At 66.3% G+C, this 15,987-nt stretch carries 15 protein-coding genes; 12 read left to right on the top strand and 3 right to left on the bottom strand.

All coding sequences use genetic code 11. The annotated features are described in order from the left end of the window. Window positions 1-2 precede the first annotated feature (2 nt). Together CQ050_RS09070 and CQ050_RS09065 are read right to left on the bottom strand one after the other, a co-directional pair. Window positions 3-1,100 (bottom strand): NAD/NADP-dependent octopine/nopaline dehydrogenase family protein, encoded by a 1,098-nt coding sequence (locus tag CQ050_RS09070; RefSeq protein WP_105556482.1) that lies wholly within the window; start codon window positions 1,098-1,100, stop codon window positions 3-5. 104 nt (window positions 1,101-1,204) lie between these two features. After that, the gene (locus CQ050_RS09065) at window positions 1,205-2,188 is read right to left on the bottom strand and encodes an AraC family transcriptional regulator (protein WP_105556481.1); all 984 of its coding nucleotides are present in this window, start codon (window positions 2,186-2,188) and stop codon (window positions 1,205-1,207) included. A 120-nt stretch (window positions 2,189-2,308) separates the two neighbouring features. Between CQ050_RS09065 and CQ050_RS09060 the strand changes: the two genes are divergently transcribed. The 12 genes from CQ050_RS09060 to CQ050_RS09005 all read left to right on the top strand — a co-directional run bounded on the left by CQ050_RS09060 (window position 2,309) and on the right by CQ050_RS09005 (window position 15,085). Next, window positions 2,309-3,685 carry an MFS transporter gene (locus CQ050_RS09060; protein WP_105556480.1) on the top strand — a complete coding sequence of 459 codons (1,377 nt, stop codon included), beginning with the start codon at window positions 2,309-2,311 and terminating at the stop codon, window positions 3,683-3,685. Between the two features lie 55 nt (window positions 3,686-3,740). Next, window positions 3,741-5,015 carry a Zn-dependent hydrolase gene (locus CQ050_RS09055; RefSeq protein WP_105556479.1) on the top strand — a complete coding sequence of 425 codons (1,275 nt, stop codon included), beginning with the start codon at window positions 3,741-3,743 and terminating at the stop codon, window positions 5,013-5,015. A gap of 195 nt (window positions 5,016-5,210) precedes the next feature. Continuing rightward, window positions 5,211-6,878, top strand: coding sequence for an ABC transporter substrate-binding protein (locus tag CQ050_RS09050; RefSeq protein ID WP_105556478.1), 1,668 nt, complete (start codon window positions 5,211-5,213; stop codon window positions 6,876-6,878). A 59-nt stretch (window positions 6,879-6,937) separates the two neighbouring features. Further along, on the top strand, window positions 6,938-7,891 hold the full coding sequence (locus CQ050_RS09045; RefSeq protein ID WP_105556477.1) for an ABC transporter permease: 954 nt from the start codon (window positions 6,938-6,940) through the stop codon (window positions 7,889-7,891). Window positions 7,892-7,895: 4 nt separating this feature from the next. Further along, window positions 7,896-8,792 (top strand): ABC transporter permease, encoded by an 897-nt coding sequence (locus CQ050_RS09040; protein WP_105556476.1) that lies wholly within the window; start codon window positions 7,896-7,898, stop codon window positions 8,790-8,792. Beyond that, entirely contained in the window at window positions 8,789-9,847 is a 1,059-nt protein-coding gene (locus CQ050_RS09035; protein ID WP_105556475.1) for an ABC transporter ATP-binding protein, read from the top strand. Before CQ050_RS09040 ends, CQ050_RS09035 begins: the two co-directional genes overlap by 4 nt. Beyond that, on the top strand, window positions 9,844-10,830 hold the full coding sequence (locus tag CQ050_RS09030; RefSeq protein ID WP_105556474.1) for an ABC transporter ATP-binding protein: 987 nt from the start codon (window positions 9,844-9,846) through the stop codon (window positions 10,828-10,830). The genes CQ050_RS09035 and CQ050_RS09030 overlap by 4 nt, the downstream gene beginning before the upstream one ends. Before the next feature lie 103 nt (window positions 10,831-10,933). Then, window positions 10,934-11,803: a DUF2242 domain-containing protein gene (locus tag CQ050_RS09025; RefSeq protein ID WP_105556473.1), complete on the top strand. Its 870-nt coding sequence runs from the start codon at window positions 10,934-10,936 to the stop codon at window positions 11,801-11,803. Between the two features lie 96 nt (window positions 11,804-11,899). Then, window positions 11,900-12,325, top strand: a complete 426-nt coding sequence (locus CQ050_RS09020; protein WP_233213904.1) for a CopD family protein — start codon at window positions 11,900-11,902, stop codon at window positions 12,323-12,325. Window positions 12,326-12,467: 142 nt separating this feature from the next. Next, window positions 12,468-13,340 (top strand): MetQ/NlpA family ABC transporter substrate-binding protein, encoded by an 873-nt coding sequence (locus tag CQ050_RS09015; RefSeq protein WP_199196766.1) that lies wholly within the window; start codon window positions 12,468-12,470, stop codon window positions 13,338-13,340. Window position 13,341: 1 nt separating this feature from the next. Further along, window positions 13,342-14,448, top strand: a complete 1,107-nt coding sequence (locus CQ050_RS09010) for a methionine ABC transporter ATP-binding protein (RefSeq protein WP_105556471.1) — start codon at window positions 13,342-13,344, stop codon at window positions 14,446-14,448. Then, window positions 14,429-15,085 carry a methionine ABC transporter permease gene (locus tag CQ050_RS09005; protein WP_088588938.1) on the top strand — a complete coding sequence of 219 codons (657 nt, stop codon included), beginning with the start codon at window positions 14,429-14,431 and terminating at the stop codon, window positions 15,083-15,085. The genes CQ050_RS09010 and CQ050_RS09005 overlap by 20 nt, the downstream gene beginning before the upstream one ends. Before the next feature lie 37 nt (window positions 15,086-15,122). On the opposite strand, the gene CQ050_RS09000 is transcribed toward CQ050_RS09005, so the two are convergent. Next, the gene (locus CQ050_RS09000; protein ID WP_105556470.1) at window positions 15,123-15,929 is read right to left on the bottom strand and encodes a hypothetical protein; all 807 of its coding nucleotides are present in this window, start codon (window positions 15,927-15,929) and stop codon (window positions 15,123-15,125) included. Window positions 15,930-15,987 lie beyond the last annotated feature (58 nt).

Genomic DNA, 15,987 nt, shown 5'->3' with positions numbered 1-15,987 from the left:
GGTCAGCATCCTTGCGCCAGCAGTTCGGCCATGCCGCTACGCGACAACCGGTCCAGCCCCAGGCCTTCCAGGGTACGGCCTTCCGCATACAGGTCTTGGCCGGTGATGGCGCTGGCGATGCTCAGCAAGCCTTGCGCGATTGGTGTGGGCACGCCTGCCCAGCGGCCCGTGGACACCAGGAACGACAGCCCCAGCCGCGTGTCTTCCTGCATGTAGCGGTGGGTGCGCAAGTCGATGGTTTCGCGCCAGTCGCCGCTGTCGGTCAGCTTGCCGTGGGCGCCGCGGCCGTACATCCATTCGTCGCCTTCGGTGGAGTAGTGGTCGGCCAGCGGGAAGTGGGGGGCGGCGTAGCCCAGCGCCTTGCGGATGGCGACGCGTTCGGCGTCCAGCGCATCGGTCACGCGGCGGATCGAAGCCTGCGTGCCTTCGTTATGAATGTCCCACTTGTCGAAGTGCTCCAGTGGGCCGGCGTTCATCATGATGAGCGGCGGGTGGATGATGGGGCCGGCGTTCATCAAGGCGCCCGACAGGCCATCCTCGACCGGTTCGACGGCCGGATAGGCCTGCCGCAGGAGCGGCAGCGCGTCCGCCGACAGGCGGTTGGGAAACACGCCGGTGGGCAGGCGCGTGGCGTAGCCGCTGACGACGACGGTGTTGCCGTGCTTGCGGGCCAGATAGGGCAGGGTGCCGGTTTCGGCATAGGCCACGCGGGCGGGGTTGCCGGCGTGTTTCTGGGCGCGGGCAAAGACGTAGCAGCCGAAGGTGCCCGGCGGCAGGAACACGACCTGCCCGTCTTGCACCAGCGGCGCCAATTCAACGGCCAGCGCGTCGTGGGTGGTGGACGGCAGCGGGATGACCAGCAATTGCGCATCGGCGACTGCGTCGCCCAAGGCGTCGGCCAGTTGCAGATGGCCGGGGCCGTGGCCCAGCGGGATGTGGCGTGTGCCGCGGTAGTCGGTGACGGTGAGCGCGCCTGCGTCGCGCAGGCCCTCAAAGGCCGCGCCGTCGCGCCGCCACCAGCGCACGTCGTGCCCTTTTTCCGCCAGTTCGGCCGCCGCCGCGTAGCAGCCGTGGCCGCCGCCCAATACGCTGATTCGCATGATCAAGCTCCTTCGATAGAAGCTTGATCCTAGCGGTGACGCCCTGTACGGGCTGCGCAAAACGCGCAACCGTCGTTCCGATCAGGCAAGGGAATGGGCCGCGCTTATCCGCGGTGCCGCCGCAAGGTGTCCGACGGCAGGCAGCCGTAGCGTTTGCGGTAGTGGGTGGCGAAATGTCCGAAGCTGGTCACGCCGTGGCGCAGCAGGATGTCGGTGACGCTGTCGCGCGTGCGCGCGGCTTCAAGCGCCGCATGCACCAGCGCCAGCCGCTGGTTGCGCACATACTCGCTGGGGCTTTGTTTCAAGAACTGCGTGAAGCCGTTTTGCAGCGTGCGGATCGACACGCCACAGTGCGCCGCCAGATCCGATAGCGAGATCGCTTCGTCGACATGCGTTTCGATGTACTCGCGGGCCTGGCGCACATGCTGGGGCAGGGGCTGGCGGCTGCCCGCGCGCAACAGGTCGGAATAGTTGTGGGGCAGCTGCGTCAGCAGTAGCGCCAGCAAGTAATCAGAAAAGCCCGCAGCCAGTGTCTGGGTGACGCCGTCGATGGCCGGATGCTGGTACAGCCGGCACAGGTAGTCCAGCGTTTCGCGCACGGCAGCCAGCCCGGGGGCGTCGGCGTCCACCTCCAGGTCGAATACCAGGGCGTGGCGGATTGGCCGGTCCAACAGGCGTTGCAACTGCTGTTCCAGCGCCTGGCGCTCTACGCGCAGGATCAGGTTGCGGCAATCCCGCCCGATGCTGATCACGCTGGGTTCCGACGGCGACGAGATCGTCAGGCCGCCTTCGCGCATCGCGGCGCGGCGCTTGCCCAGCGTAACCAGCCCCGTGCCTTGCAGGGTGACGCGGATCAGGTAATAGCTGGCGATGTCGCCGGCGTCGATTTCGACCTCGGCGCCATAGTGCAGGTCGAACAGCGCGGCGCTGCCGAAGAACACGCCATACAACCTGGACTGCAAGGGTTTCCCCTGAGCGACGCACATGCGGTGCGACCACAGGTGCTGGCTGACCTGGTCCTTGATCTCGGTGGCGTTGGCCGAGTCCAGCAAGCAATGGCGGTTCAGCGGATAGGTGTCGTTGAACATGCTTTCCTGCGCGGTGGGAACAGTCGTTGCGTCCGGCGTATAGAGCCGGGTAGCGCAAAGACCTACAACAGATGGACAAACGGGACGCAGCCCGATCCCGGCACACTCCAAGGGAAAAAGATGACTGACGCCACCCTGCAGCAAGGGACAAGACGAAGCTACGCCTACGAGTGGTACGTCGTCGTGATATGCATGCTAGCGTACATATTTTCCTTCGTCGACAGACAGATCCTGGCGCTGATGATCGAACCCATCAAGCAGGATCTGCAGTTGTCAGACACCCAGTTCAGCTTGTTGCACGGCTTGGCGTTCTCGTTGTTCTACGCCTTCATGGGCATTCCCATCGCCTTGCTGGCCGACCGCTATTCGCGGCCGAAGATCATCGCGATCGGGGTGGCGTTCTGGAGCCTGGCCACCGCTGCCTGCGGCCTGTCGCGCAATTTCGCGCAGATGTTCCTGGCGCGCATCGGCGTGGGCGTGGGCGAGGCCGCGTTATCGCCCGCCACCTATTCCATGCTTAGCGACATGTTCCCGCGCGACAAGCTGGGGCGCGCGGTGGGCATCTATTCGATCGGATCGTTCATCGGCGGCGGCATGGCCTTCCTGATCGGCGGCTACGTCATCAACCTGCTCAAAAGCGTGGACACCGTGCTGGTGCCCGGGATCGGCGCCATGCGGCCGTGGCAGGTCACCTTCTTCATCGTTGGGCTGCCCGGCTTGCTGGTGGCGCTGCTTATCCTGCTGACCGTGCGCGATCCCCACCGGCTGGGTTTGCGCCGCAACGCGGCCGGGCAGGCGCAAAAGCCCACGCTGCGCGACACCGCACGCTTCCTGGGCCGCCATCGCGGCACGTTTTTCTGTCATTACCTGGGTTTCTCGTTCTACGCCATGGTGCTGTTCGCGCTGCTGGGTTGGACGCCCGCGTTCTACATGCGCAAATTCGGCATGTCGCCGGTCGAGGCGGGCTATATGCTGGGCGTCGTGGTGCTGGTGGCCAATACCGCGGGCGTATTCTGCGGCGGCTGGCTGATGGATTGGCTGGGCCGGCGCGGCTACGGCGACGCGCCGCTGCGCGCGGGCGTGATCGGCGCGCTGGGCATGGCGTTGCCGGCGGTGGCCTTCACGCAGGTGGACAGCCTGTGGCTGTCGGTGGGCCTGCTGTTGCCGGCAATGTTCTTCGCGTCCTTTCCCATGCCGACATCCACGGCGGCCATGCAGATCCTGCCGCCCAACCAGATCCGCGCACAGGTCTCGGCGCTGTTCCTGCTGATCTCGAACCTGATCGGCCTGGGGCTGGGTACCACCGCCGTGGCGTTGTTGACCGACCGCCTGTTCAAGCAGCCGGCGGCGGTAGGGCAGTCGCTGTCCCTGCTGATCGGCGGCGCGACGGTGCTGTGCGTGTTGCTGCTGGCGTCCGGTTGCGCCCGCTACCGGCGCAGCCTGGCATGGGAAGAGAGCGCGGCGAAGGCGCACTTGCAGGACGCTGGTACACAGTGAAGAATGGCTTGCATCGATGCCGCATGCCGCGGCTGTTACCGGAACAGGAACTTCCATGACGCTTGCCTTCGCATCCTCCTCCTTGGCCGACCTGCGCGTGGACGGCGCGCGCTTGTGGCAGTCGCTGATGGATCTGGCCCGCATCGGCGGCACCGAAAAGGGCGGCGTCTGCCGGCTGGCCCTGACCGACCTGGATCGGCAGGGCCGCGACCTGTTCGTCCGTTGGGCGACGGAGGCCGGCTGTGAAGTGCGCGTCGACGCCATTGGCAACATCTTCGCGCGCCGGCCGGGCCGCGACAACAGCTTGCCGGCCGTCATGACGGGCAGCCATATCGACACGCAGCCCACCGGCGGAAAATTCGACGGCAACTACGGGGTGCTGGCCGGCCTGGAAGTGCTGCGCACGCTGAACGATGCGGGCTTGCAGACCGACGCGCCGCTGGAACTGGCGGTGTGGACCAATGAAGAGGGCTCGCGCTTCGTGCCGGTGATGATGGGGTCCGGGGTGTACGCGGGCGCCTTCACGCTGGAGCACGCGTTGTCGCAGCAGGACCGTGACGGCGTCAGCGTGCAGCAGGCCTTGCACGGCATCGGGTATGACGGCAAGGCGGCGGTGCCGCCGGCGCAACCGGGCGGGGTGGGTGCGTACTTCGAGGCGCATATCGAACAAGGGCCGGTGCTGGAGGCCGCCGATACCGTAATCGGCGTGGTGACGGCCGCCCTGGGCCAGCGCTGGTACGACATCGTGCTGACCGGCGTGGAAGCGCACGCGGGCCCCACGCCCATGCCGTTGCGTCGCGACGCGTTGCTGGCGGCCTCCGAGCTGGTGTTGGCCGTGAACCAGATCGCGCTTGCGCACGCGCCCAATGCACGTGGCACCGTGGGCTGGATGGACGTGTTTCCCAATTCCCGCAATGTGATTCCAGGCCGCGTGCGGATGACGGTGGACCTGCGAGCGGCCGATGACGCCACGTTGTCGGCCATGGACACCGCGTTGCGGGCGGCGGCCGACGCAGCCGCGGCGGCGCGGGGCGTGACCGCGCAGGTGGAGCAAGTGGTGTACTTCCCGCCGCAGCCTTTCGCGCCCGCGCTGGTGCAGTCGGTGCGCGAAGGCGCCCAGGCCTTGTCGATGTCGGCCATGGACGTGGTCAGCGGGGCGGGGCACGACGCGGTGTATCTGGCGCGCGTGGCGCCGGCGGCCATGATCTTCGTGCCATGCAAGGATGGCATCAGCCATAACGAGATCGAGGACGCGCGCCCCGAACACCTGGAAGCGGGATGCAACGTCCTGCTGCGCGCCATGCTGGCGCAAGCCGGCGTCGCGGCATGATCCGCTTGCGCGCATGCCCGCACCACCTCGGCGCATCTTGCGCTGTCGTGGTGCCGCGGGTTGGGCCCGCGCGCCGTCCCTGACTGCATTTCCCCGGCCATGGCCGGGGCGCTCCGATGCGCTGCATATGGCACAGAACTTGCTTATACAAATTCTGTGTACTAACTCTGTGCACGTGACCCCTGGAGAACCGCAATGCAGACACGGAGTATCCGCATCAAATCCCTGGCCGCCGCGCTGGCGTTGACGGCGGCAGGCGCCGCCGCCCTCACGCCGGCCATGGCGCGTGCCGAAAAGGTGTTGCGCATCGGCATGACGGCAGGGGACATTCCCCGCACGCTCGGCCAGCCCGACCAGGGGTTCGAGGGCAACCGCTTCACCGGTATTCCGATGTACGACGGGCTGACTCAGTGGGACCTGTCGAAGCAGGACGGGCCCAGCGTGTTGATTCCGGGCCTGGCCTTGTCCTGGGAGGTGGATGCCGCCGACAAGACGAAGTGGGTGTTCAAGCTGCGGCCGGGCGTGAAGTTCCATGATGGATCGGATTTCAATGCGGACGCCGTGGTGTGGAACGTGGGCAAGGTGCTGGATAAAAGCGCGCCGCAGTTCGACCCCAGCCAGGTGGGCGTGACGGCCTCGCGCATGCCGACGTTGGTGTCGGCCCGCAAAATCGATGACTTGACGGTGGAGCTTAAGACGTCCGAGCCGGATTCGTTTCTGCCGATCAATCTGACCAACCTGTATATGGCGTCGCCCGCGCAGTGGCAAAAGAAGTTGGCCGCGGTGCCGGCGTCCGTCACGGACGCCGCCGAACGGTCGCAGAAGGCCTGGGCTGCGTTTGCGGCGGATGCGGCGGGCACCGGCCCGTTCAAGATGGCCAAGTTCGTGCCGCGTGAACGGTTGGAAGTCGTCAAGTACGACGCGTACTGGGACGAGAAGCGCCGGCCGAAGATCGACCGCGTGGTGATGCTGCCGCTGCCGGAGGCCAATTCCCGCACCGCCGCGTTGATGTCCGGCCAAGTCGACTGGATCGAGGCGCCGGCGCCCGACGCGTTCGACGCGATCAAGGCCCGGGGGTTCGTGATCTATTCGAACCAGCAGCCGCACGTGTGGCCGTGGCAGCTGTCGTTCAAGGAGGGGTCTCCGTGGTTGGACGTGCGCGTGCGCCAGGCTGCCAACCTGTGCGTGAACCGGGGCGAGCTTAAGCAGTTGCTGGGCGGCATGATGGCCGAGCCCAAAGGCACCGTGCCGCCGGGGCACCCCTGGTGGGGCAACCCGAAGTTCGACATCAAGTACGACCCGGATGCCGCGCGCAAGCTGATGACGGACGCGGGCTATTCCAAGGCCAAGCCGGTGAAGGTCAAGGTGCAGACTTCCGCGTCGGGCTCGGGCCAGATGCAACCGCTGCCCATGAACGAGTTCGTGCAGCAGAACCTGAAGGACTGCTATTTCGACGTGAGCTTCGACGTGGTGGAGTGGAACACCCTGTTCACCAATTGGCGCAAGGGCGCGAAAGATCCTTCCGCCAACGGCAGCGACGCCATCAACGTCAGCTTTGCGGCCATGGATCCGTTCTTCGCGATCGTGCGGTTCGCCAGCACCAAGACCTTCCCGCCCACGTCGAACAACTGGGGCTACTTCGGCAACGCCGAGATCGACGGTCTGATCAAAGATGCGCGCACGACCTTCACGCCTGTCGAACGCGACGCCGCGCTGGCAAAGCTGCATGCGCGCGTGGTGGAGGAAGCGCCGTTCGTCTGGATCGCGCACGACGTCGGCCCGCGCGCGATGTCTCCGAAGGTCAAGGGCGTGGTGCAGCCCAAGAGCTGGTTCATCGATATCGCCACGATGTCGATGGATTGACGTTGAACGCCGGGAAGGCGGCCGCCCCGGCGGCCTTCCCGCATTAGCCGGTGACGCCTATGCTGTCCTACATCTTCCGGCGCGTGGTGTACGCCCTGCCCATCATGGCGGGGGTCGCGCTGCTCTGTTTCCTGTTGATCCATCTGGCGCCCGGCGATCCGTTGGTGTCGATCCTGCCGCCCGATGCGTCCGCCGACCTGCAGCGGCAGTTGATGCAGTTGTACGGTTTCGACCGGCCCCTGATCGAGCAGTTCGCGGGCTGGCTGTGGCGCGCGTTGCACGGCGATCTGGGCACCTCCATCGCCACGGGGCGCCCCGTGGCCGCCGAAGTGCTGAACGCCGTGGGCAACACCTTGCGGCTGGCCTGTCTGGCGACGATGCTGGGCTTCGTGGTCGGGGCGTTCCTGGGCTTTGTCGGCGGCTACTACCGCAACTCGCTCATGGACCGCCTGGCGTCGTTCGTGTCCGTCGTCGGCGTCAGCGTGCCCCACTATTGGCTGGGCATGGTGCTGGTCATCGTGTTTTCGACCCAGCTGATGTGGCTGCCGCCCACCGGCGCGGGGCCGGGCGGTTCAGGCGAATGGGTCGCGGACTGGGCGCATTTCCGCCACATGATCCTGCCGGCCGTGACCATGTCGGTGATTCCGATGGGCATCATCGCCCGCACGGTCCGCGCGCTGGTGGCCGAGACGCTGTCGCAGGAATTCGTGGTGGGGTTGCGCGCGCGCGGCCTGACCGACCTGGGCGTGTTCTTGCACGTCGCCAAGAATTGCGCGCCCACGGCGCTGGCCGTGATGGGCCTGCAGTTGGGCTACCTGCTGGGCGGTTCCATCCTGATCGAGACCGTTTTTTCCTGGCCGGGCACGGGCTTCCTGCTGAACGCCGCGATCTTCCAGCGCGATTTGCCGCTGCTGCAGGGCACGATCCTGGTGCTGGCGCTGTTCTTCGTGGTCTTGAACCTGGCCGTCGATATCCTGCAAGGCCTGTTCGATCCGCGTATCGAAAGGAGCTGACCGCATGACTCATTCCCTTGCTAGCGCGGCGGCCGTGCCGGCCGCGGCGCCGGTCACCCGGTCGCCCGGCTACTGGTCCAACGTGTTGCGCCGCCTGCGCCGCGATCCCGTGGCCCTGGCCGCCGGCGCCGTCATCCTTGGGCTGATCGTCATGGCGATCCTGGCGCCCTGGATCTCTCCCGCCGACCCTTTCCAGGCGTCGATGCTCAAGCGCTTGCGGCCCATCGGCACCGAAGGCTATCCGTTGGGGGCCGACGAACTGGGCCGCGACATGCTTTCGCGCCTGATGCTGGGCGCGCGCTTGTCGCTGTTCATGGGCATCGTGCCGGTGATCGCGGCGTTCGCCGTCGGTAGCGCCATCGGCATCCTGGCGGGATACGCGGGCGGCTGGACCAGCACGCTCATCATGCGCGTCGTCGACGTGTTCTACGCGTTCCCGTCCGTGCTGCTGGCGATTGCACTGTCGGGCACGTTGGGGGCGGGCATCTTCAACGCGATCGTCTCGCTGACCATCGTGTTCATCCCGCAGGTCGTGCGCGTGGCAGAGAGCGTCACCGCGCAGGTGCGGCGCAGCGACTATGTCGACGCCGCGCGGGCGTCGGGCGCATCGCCGTTCACCATCGTGCGGGCGCACGTGCTATCCAACGTGCTGGGACCGATTTTCGTGTATTCGACCAGCTTGATCTCTGTGTCCATGATCCTGGCGTCCGGCCTGTCGTTCCTGGGCCTGGGCGTGCGGCCGCCCGAACCCGAATGGGGGCTGATGCTGAATACGCTGCGCACCGCCATCTACACCCAGCCCTGGGTGGCAGCGTTGCCCGGCGTGATGATCTTCATTACGTCCATGTCTTTCAACCTGCTGTCCGACGGCCTGCGGTCCGCCATGGAGGTCAAGGAATGAGCGCCCTGATCGAAACGGCTCGCGCCGCCCACGACGATGTGGGCGGGCCGGCCCAGCCGCTGTTGAGCGTGCGCGGCCTGGTGAAGCACTTCCCGCTCAAGCGGGATCTGTTGTCGCGCAAGCGCGGCGGCAATGCCGTGCGCGCGGTGGACGGCGTTGACTTCGACGTGAAAAAGGGTGAAACCCTTGGCGTGGTCGGCGAATCCGGATGCGGCAAATCGACCACGGCGCGGCTGGTGATGCAGCTGATTGCCCAGGATCGCGGGGAACTGGTGTTCGACGGTGTCGCGGTCGGCTCCCGTGCGCTGGCATTGCGGGAATTCCGGCGGCAGACGCAGATGGTGTTCCAGGACAGCTATTCGTCGCTGAACCCGCGCATGACCATCGAAGATTCCGTCGCCTTCGGTCCGCTGGTGCACGGCACGGCCAGGAACGACGCCATCGCGGTGGCGCGCGGTTTGCTGGGCCGCGTGGGCCTGGACCCGCAGCGCTTCGCCGGGCGCTACCCGCATGAGTTATCCGGCGGCCAGCGCCAGCGCGTAAATATCGCGCGCGCGCTGGCGTTGCATCCGCGGCTGGTCATCCTGGACGAAGCGGTATCGGCGTTGGATAAATCCGTGGAAGCGCAGGTGCTGAACCTGCTGCTGGACCTGAAGGACGATTTCGGGCTGACGTACCTGTTCATCAGCCATGACCTGAACGTGGTGCGCTATATCTCGGACCGGGTGATGGTCATGTATCTGGGTGAAGTCGTCGAACTGGGGCCCGTCGCCCAGGTGTTCGACGCGCCGCGCCATCCCTACACGCAAGCCTTGCTGCGGTCGATGCCGTCCATGGAGCCGGGGCAGCGGACGGAATCGGCGCCGCTGTCGGGCGATCCGCCCAATCCCATCGATCCGCCTTCGGGCTGCCGCTTCCATACGCGATGCGCCCAGGCCCGCGCGATCTGCGCGCAACAGGCGCCCGCCATGACGCGGCACGGAGACGGCCATGCCGTGCGCTGCCTCATCCATCAACCCGATTCCGGCTATGCCGCCTCAGGAGCGCCGACATGACATCCGCCCCGCAACCCCTGGTCAGCATCCGTAATCTGGAAGTCGCTTTCCAGGCCGGCGCGAAGACCGTGCAGGCGCTGAACGGCGTGAGCCTGGATGTGGGGCGCGGAGAAACCGTGGCGCTGATCGGCGAATCGGGCTCGGGCAAAAGCGTGACGCTGCGCGCATTGATGCGCTTGCATCCGCCGCGGCGCACGCGCATGCGCGGCCAGATGCACGTGGACGGGCGCGACGTGCTGGCGATGAGCGCTCGCGAATTGGCCGCCATGCGGGGGCCGGTGGTGTCGATGGTGTTCCAGGAACCGCTGCTGGCGTTGGACCCGGTCTATACCGTCGGCCGTCAAATCGAAGAGATGGTGCGCCGGCATACCGGCAAGACGGCGGCACAGGCGCGCGCGCATGCCTTGGCGCTGTTTGAACGGGTGCGCATTCCCAGCCCCGAGCGCCGCCTGCAGGCCTTTCCGCACGAGATGTCCGGCGGCATGCGTCAGCGCGCCATGATCGCGCTGGCCTTGTCCTGTGATCCCAAAGTGCTGCTGGCCGACGAGCCCACCACCGCGCTGGACGCTACCGTTCAGATTCAGATCCTGCTGCTGTTGCGCGAACTGCAGCGCGAGCTGGGTCTGTCCATCGTGTTCGTGACGCATGACATCGGAGCCGCGGCCGAAATCGCCGACCGCGTCGCCGTCATGTATGGCGGCCGGATCGTCGAGCAGGGCGCCATGGCCGATCTGCTGCGCGCTCCGCGCCATCCGTACACGCTGGCGCTGCTGAAGGGCAGGGCGCACGGCGCGATGCAAAAAGGGCAACGGCTTGAAACGATTCCTGGCTCGCCGCCCGATCTGGCTGCTTTGCCGCCAGGCTGCTCGTTCGCACCGCGTTGCGGCCTGGCCCAGCCGCGCTGCCAGGCGGCGGTGCCTGATATCGAGCCCATTGCCCCGGGGCACGAGGTGCGGTGCATCCGGGTGGCCGAAACCGCCTAGGCGCGGCTAAATTTGTTTCAACGTATCACCGCGCAATGCGTCCCTGATAAGGATTTTCATTCTTGGCCGATAATGCTTGTCGTTGCTCCAAGCAGGACCTTCTATGCGCTGTGTTGCCCGTCGTGTTTCTTTGCCGCTGTTCGCCGTCCTCTCGGTCGTCTTGGTGGGATGTACCGCCCCTAAGCCGGCCTACGAACGAGAGGATTTCACCCAGAACGACGTATTCTCGCGTACGTTCCCCACTGCCAGCGTCACCGCCTGCGATGCGGGCCGCCGCGCCTTGCTGAGCCAGGGCTACAACATCGACCGCTTCGATGCGGCGCGGGTGTCCGGGCACAAGAACTTCCAGGGTGAAGACGGCCAGCATACCCAGATCAATTTCAACATCGACTGCGCCTCGGACGGCAGCGCCAACCAGCGCGCCACGGTGTTCGCCAACGCCGTGCAGGACCGCTACTCGATCAAGCGCACGAGCAGTTCCGCCAGCGTGGGCGTGAGCGTGCTGGGCCAGGTGTCCATGCCGTTCGGATCCAGCGACGACTCCTTGGTCAAGACGGCCAGCCAGACCGTGTCGCGGCCGAAATTCTACGAAGGCTTCTTCCAGCTTCTGCAGCGTTTCCTGCCGGACGCCGAAGCGGCCGCCGCGCCGCATGCGGCGCCGCCGGCACGCGGTCGCGGCAACGCGCCCAAGCCTTCCACGCCGCCTGCGGATCCGGTCGTCGCGCCGGATGCTCCCGCCGACACGCTCAACCCGGCCGTCGCCAACGGCCCCGCCGCAGCAGGCGACAAGCCGGCCTTGCCGGCCGCGCCGGACCGCGCGGCATCGCCGCCGACGCCGGGCAGTACGGAAACCGGCGCGGCCAAGCCGACGCCTGCGGTCACGCCACCGGCCGCTGCCACGGTGGCGCCAGCCGCCACGCCTGCCGTGGCGGATACGCCGCCTGCCGCCACACCGCCCGCGCCCGGCAACTAGCCCGCGCCTGAACCGCGCGACGCCGATTTGCCCTGGCGCAAATCGGCGACGACGGGCGGCGCTTCAGGTTGCGCGCTTGCGGCGATAATGCCGGCCATGACATACCAACTTCTCAAGATGGCCCACGTGGCGGCCGTTGTCGCCTGGATCGTCGGCTCGCTGTTTGTTTCGCTGTTCCTGCTGTCGTCACAGCCGCAAGACGGCGACGACGCGCCGAAAGAACGCAAGATGCTGGGCGCGCTGCGCCGCTGGACGCTGTGGGTGACCACCCCGGCAATGGTCGTCTCGTGGTTGATCGGCCTGCATCTGGCAATGACCTTCGGCTGGTTCGCCATGCACTGGATCTGGGTCAAGGTCGGCATCGCGTTGGCCTTGTCCGCCTTGCTGGGCATTCAAAGCGCCGCGTTGCGCCGTATGGCCAATGGCAGCCCGAAGCGGCCCCCCGCGGTGGATCTCTACGCCCCGTTCACCGTCATCGCGTGCGCGGTCATCGTGACGCTGGTCGTCGTCAAACCGTTCTGATCCGGCGCGGCCGGCTTATGCCGACCGGCCATATCCAAAGATCCCCGTAATAAGGACTCAACGAAGTATTCGTTCGTGGCCGCCGGGGCCGTCCCTAGAATCGTCTCTCTCATAACTGCATTGACTTAGAGGCGATTCCATCATGACTACCCGTTTTCAAGGTGCGCGCGCCGCGCAGGGCCGGACCGCGCCCGTCAGGCGGACGCGCCTCGTCCTCAAGGCGCTGCTGGGCGCCGTGCTGGCCTCTGCCGCGATGTTCCATGGCCCGGCGTTTTCCGCTGATCCCAAGCCGCTGAAAGTGGGCGTGCGTGGCGGTGTCGACGAGCAGATCTGGGAAGTGGTTACGCAGGTGGCCAAGAAGAACGGCCTGGCCGTCGAACCCGTGGTCATCACGGGCACCGCCAGCCCCAACGAAGCGTTGAACAACGGCGACCTGGAAGCGAATGCCTTCCAGCACATCCCTTTTCTGAACGACCAGATCAAGCAGCGCGGCTACAAGCTGGTGCCGGTGGCGAACACGCTGATCTCGCCCATCGCGTTCTATTCCAAGCAATACAAGTCGTTGAAGGATCTGCCGGACGGCGCGCGCGTCGGCATTCCGAACGACCCCAGCAACCAGACCCGCGCGCTGGTGATATTGCGCGACCATGGCTTGATCACGCTGAAAGACGGCTTCGACCCGGCGACTGGCACCGCGACGCTGGCCGACGTGACCGCCAATCCGAAGAAGCTGAATTTCGTCGAGAGCGCGTCCGTGGTGCTGGCGCGTTCGTTGCCGGACGTGGACGCCGCCGCCATCGTCAACAGCTTCGCCTACCAGGCCGGTTTGATCGCCACGCGTGACGGCATCGCGGTGGAGAAGAAGGAAAACAATCCCTACGTGAACATCATTGCCGTGCGTGAAAAAGACAAGAACGCGCCATGGGTGCCCGAATTGATCAAGGCCTACCACTCGGAAGAAGTCCGCCAGTTCATCCTGAGCAAGTACGAAGGCTCCGTGATCCCGGTTTTCTAAGATGCAGCACGAATTTTCCAAGCCGGGTTCCGCCGTGGCGGCTGCCGGCCAGGGGCCAGGGCCTGACGCCCATATCGTCTTCGAGGGGCTGCAAAAGCGGTATCAAAGCGCGCAGGGCACGGTGGCGGCGCTGTCCGATGTGTCGTTCCAGGTTGCGCGCGGCGAGGTCTTCGGCATCATCGGGCGCAGCGGGGCGGGAAAATCCACGTTGCTGCGTTCCATCAACATGCTGGAACGGCCCTCCGCCGGCCGCGTGCTGGTGGACGGCGTGGATGTGGGCCAGCTGGACGAGCATGCGCTGGTGGGCCTGCGCCGCCGCATTGGCATGATCTTCCAGCACTTCAATCTGCTTTCCGCCAAGACCGTGGCCGAGAACGTCGCGCTGCCGCTGCGCGTGGCAGGCGTTGCGCCCGCCGCCGCGCGTGGGCGGGTCGAGGCGCTGCTGGACATGGTGGGATTGCGCGACAAGGCGGACGTCTATCCGTCCAAACTGTCGGGCGGCCAGAAGCAGCGCGTGGGTATCGCGCGCGCACTGGTGCATCAACCGGAAATCCTGCTGTGTGACGAAGCCACGTCTGCGCTGGACCCGGAGACCACGCAATCGATCTTGTCGCTGCTGCAGGACATCAACCGCAAGTTGGGGCTGACGGTCGTGCTGATCACGCACGACATGGCGGTGATCCGCGAAGTCTGCCATCAGGTGCTGGTGCTGGACGGCGGCCGCAAGGTCGAACTGGGCGAGGTCTGGCGCGTGTTCGGCAATCCGCAGGCGGATGCGACGCGCGCTTTGCTGCGTCCGTTGCAGCATGAGTTGCCTGCCGATCTGGCCGCCAGGCTGGTGCCCGACCTGCATGGCCGCGACGGCGTTGCCGTGCTGCGGCTGCGTTTCACTGGCCATGGGCGGCCCGATGGCGTGTCGTTGCAGGCCCTGGCGGCGATGGGGCCCGGCGCGACGCTGCTGCATGGCGGGCTGGACCGGCTGCGCGGCCATGCGCAGGGCAGTCTGCTGGTGTCGGTGCCCGCCGGCGCATTACAGGAAGAGGCCGCGCGCGCCGCGCTGGTGGCCGATCAAATCAAGGTGCTGGGTTATGTCGCTGCCGATGCTTGATAAATACCTGCAGGCGTTCCTGCAGACCCTTGCGATGGTCAGCGTGTCGGCCGTGATCGCGATCGTGTCGGGGCTGGCGCTGGCGGTCGTGCTGACGGTGACCGCGCCCGGCAACCTGTACCCCAAGCCGCGCTTGAACAAGGCGCTGTCGATCACGGTGAACACGTTCCGCGCCATCCCCTTCATCATCCTGCTGGTGGCCATGCTGCCGTTCACGCGTTTCCTGGTTGGCACCACGTTGGGCACGTGGGCGGCCATCGTGCCGCTGTCGGCCAACCTGGTGCCGTTCTTTGCCCGCATCGCGCAGGTCAGCCTGAATGACGTGGACCACGGGCTGGTGGAGGCGGCGCGCGCCATGGGCTGCCGGCGCTGGCATATTGTGCGGCACGTGCTGCTGCCCGAAGCCTTGCCCGGCATCATTGGCGGCATGACGGTCAGCGTCATCGCCATGATCAATGCGTCGGCCATGGCGGGCGCGGTCGGCGCAGGGGGGCTGGGCGACCTGGCGATCCGCTACGGCTACGAACGCTATGAAACCCGCGTGATGTTCGAGGTGATCGTGATCTTGATCGCGCTGGTGTCGATCGTGCAGTTCACCGGCGAATGGCTCTCGCGCCGCGCCGACCACAAGCGGTAGGGCTGGGGCGGCGATGCGGACAAGCGGACAAACCGGGTCAGGGCAGCGCCGAGAGAAGGCTTGCCAATTGCTGCCTGCCCAATTTTTCCTGCTCGGCGGACAGCTTGCCGATCGCCGCCATGTGCTCGTGAAAGCGGTTCAGGTCGTCGTTGCGGTCGAACAGCAGTTCATCATGGTCCGCGTACCAGTGCTGGCGGTTGTCGTCCAGCAACGTGATCATCTGACCGAACTCCCGCAGGATGCGGGCTTCCAGCGACCAGACCTGCTCCAGGTTGGCGCTGCGCTGGGCCAGCGTCGCGTTCAGGCGCGTCAGCATCTTCTGTTTTTCCGGTTCGCGGATCGCCAGCGAACGGATCAGGGCGGGCATGTTCTTCAGCACCTGCATGCTTTGCTGCTGGTACTTCGGCACCAGATGCTCGGCCTGCTCAAGAATCATCCGGCTTTCCACCAGGCCGGTGTCGCGCGCCAGCCGGTGCGCATCCAGCAGCCGGGGCATGCCGATGTCGTGCAGATCCTGAAGATAGGCCTTGTGCTGCGCCACCCGTTCGCCGGCCACGGTCTTGATGACGCGTTCCAGTTCGCCGTAGAAACCGGTGGCCTTGGGCGTCGGGTCGATGGCGGGCACGGCCTCGGGGCCGCCTTCCGGGTTGCCGACCATCAGGCTCAACGTGTCCGCGACTTTGCGGATTTCGGCGGCGGCCACCTGTTCCTGCTCGTGTTCGCCGGCGTTGCGCAGGCCGATCACCACGGCCGAGGCAAGCACCGCCGCGCCGGCGATCAACGCAATACGCAGCCATGCAGGCCGTGCGCGCGGGGTGTGCAGAGGCGTTTCCTGGGGAGTCATGGCGCACCAGAAATTGGGGACATGGTTTTGAATGTAGCGCAGTTTTCTGGCAAGGGCG

It is taken from the genome of Achromobacter sp. MYb9, assembly GCF_002975275.1.
Classification (GTDB): domain Bacteria; phylum Pseudomonadota; class Gammaproteobacteria; order Burkholderiales; family Burkholderiaceae_B; genus Achromobacter.
This window is presented reverse-complemented; position numbering and strand designations above follow the sequence as displayed.

Coding starts and splice junctions, on each gene's coding strand:
- CQ050_RS09070 (WP_105556482.1), bottom strand. CDS start 1,100: ATGCGAATCAGCGTATTGGGCGGCGGCCACGGCTGCTACGCGGCGGCG.
- CQ050_RS09065 (WP_105556481.1), bottom strand. CDS start 2,188: ATGTTCAACGACACCTATCCGCTGAACCGCCATTGCTTGCTGGACTCG.
- CQ050_RS09060 (WP_105556480.1), top strand. CDS start 2,309: ATGACTGACGCCACCCTGCAGCAAGGGACAAGACGAAGCTACGCCTAC.
- CQ050_RS09055 (WP_105556479.1), top strand. CDS start 3,741: ATGACGCTTGCCTTCGCATCCTCCTCCTTGGCCGACCTGCGCGTGGAC.
- CQ050_RS09050 (WP_105556478.1), top strand. CDS start 5,211: ATGCAGACACGGAGTATCCGCATCAAATCCCTGGCCGCCGCGCTGGCG.
- CQ050_RS09045 (WP_105556477.1), top strand. CDS start 6,938: ATGCTGTCCTACATCTTCCGGCGCGTGGTGTACGCCCTGCCCATCATG.
- CQ050_RS09040 (WP_105556476.1), top strand. CDS start 7,896: ATGACTCATTCCCTTGCTAGCGCGGCGGCCGTGCCGGCCGCGGCGCCG.
- CQ050_RS09035 (WP_105556475.1), top strand. CDS start 8,789: ATGAGCGCCCTGATCGAAACGGCTCGCGCCGCCCACGACGATGTGGGC.
- CQ050_RS09030 (WP_105556474.1), top strand. CDS start 9,844: ATGACATCCGCCCCGCAACCCCTGGTCAGCATCCGTAATCTGGAAGTC.
- CQ050_RS09025 (WP_105556473.1), top strand. CDS start 10,934: ATGCGCTGTGTTGCCCGTCGTGTTTCTTTGCCGCTGTTCGCCGTCCTC.
- CQ050_RS09020 (WP_233213904.1), top strand. CDS start 11,900: ATGACATACCAACTTCTCAAGATGGCCCACGTGGCGGCCGTTGTCGCC.
- CQ050_RS09015 (WP_199196766.1), top strand. CDS start 12,468: ATGACTACCCGTTTTCAAGGTGCGCGCGCCGCGCAGGGCCGGACCGCG.
- CQ050_RS09010 (WP_105556471.1), top strand. CDS start 13,342: ATGCAGCACGAATTTTCCAAGCCGGGTTCCGCCGTGGCGGCTGCCGGC.
- CQ050_RS09005 (WP_088588938.1), top strand. CDS start 14,429: ATGTCGCTGCCGATGCTTGATAAATACCTGCAGGCGTTCCTGCAGACC.
- CQ050_RS09000 (WP_105556470.1), bottom strand. CDS start 15,929: ATGACTCCCCAGGAAACGCCTCTGCACACCCCGCGCGCACGGCCTGCA.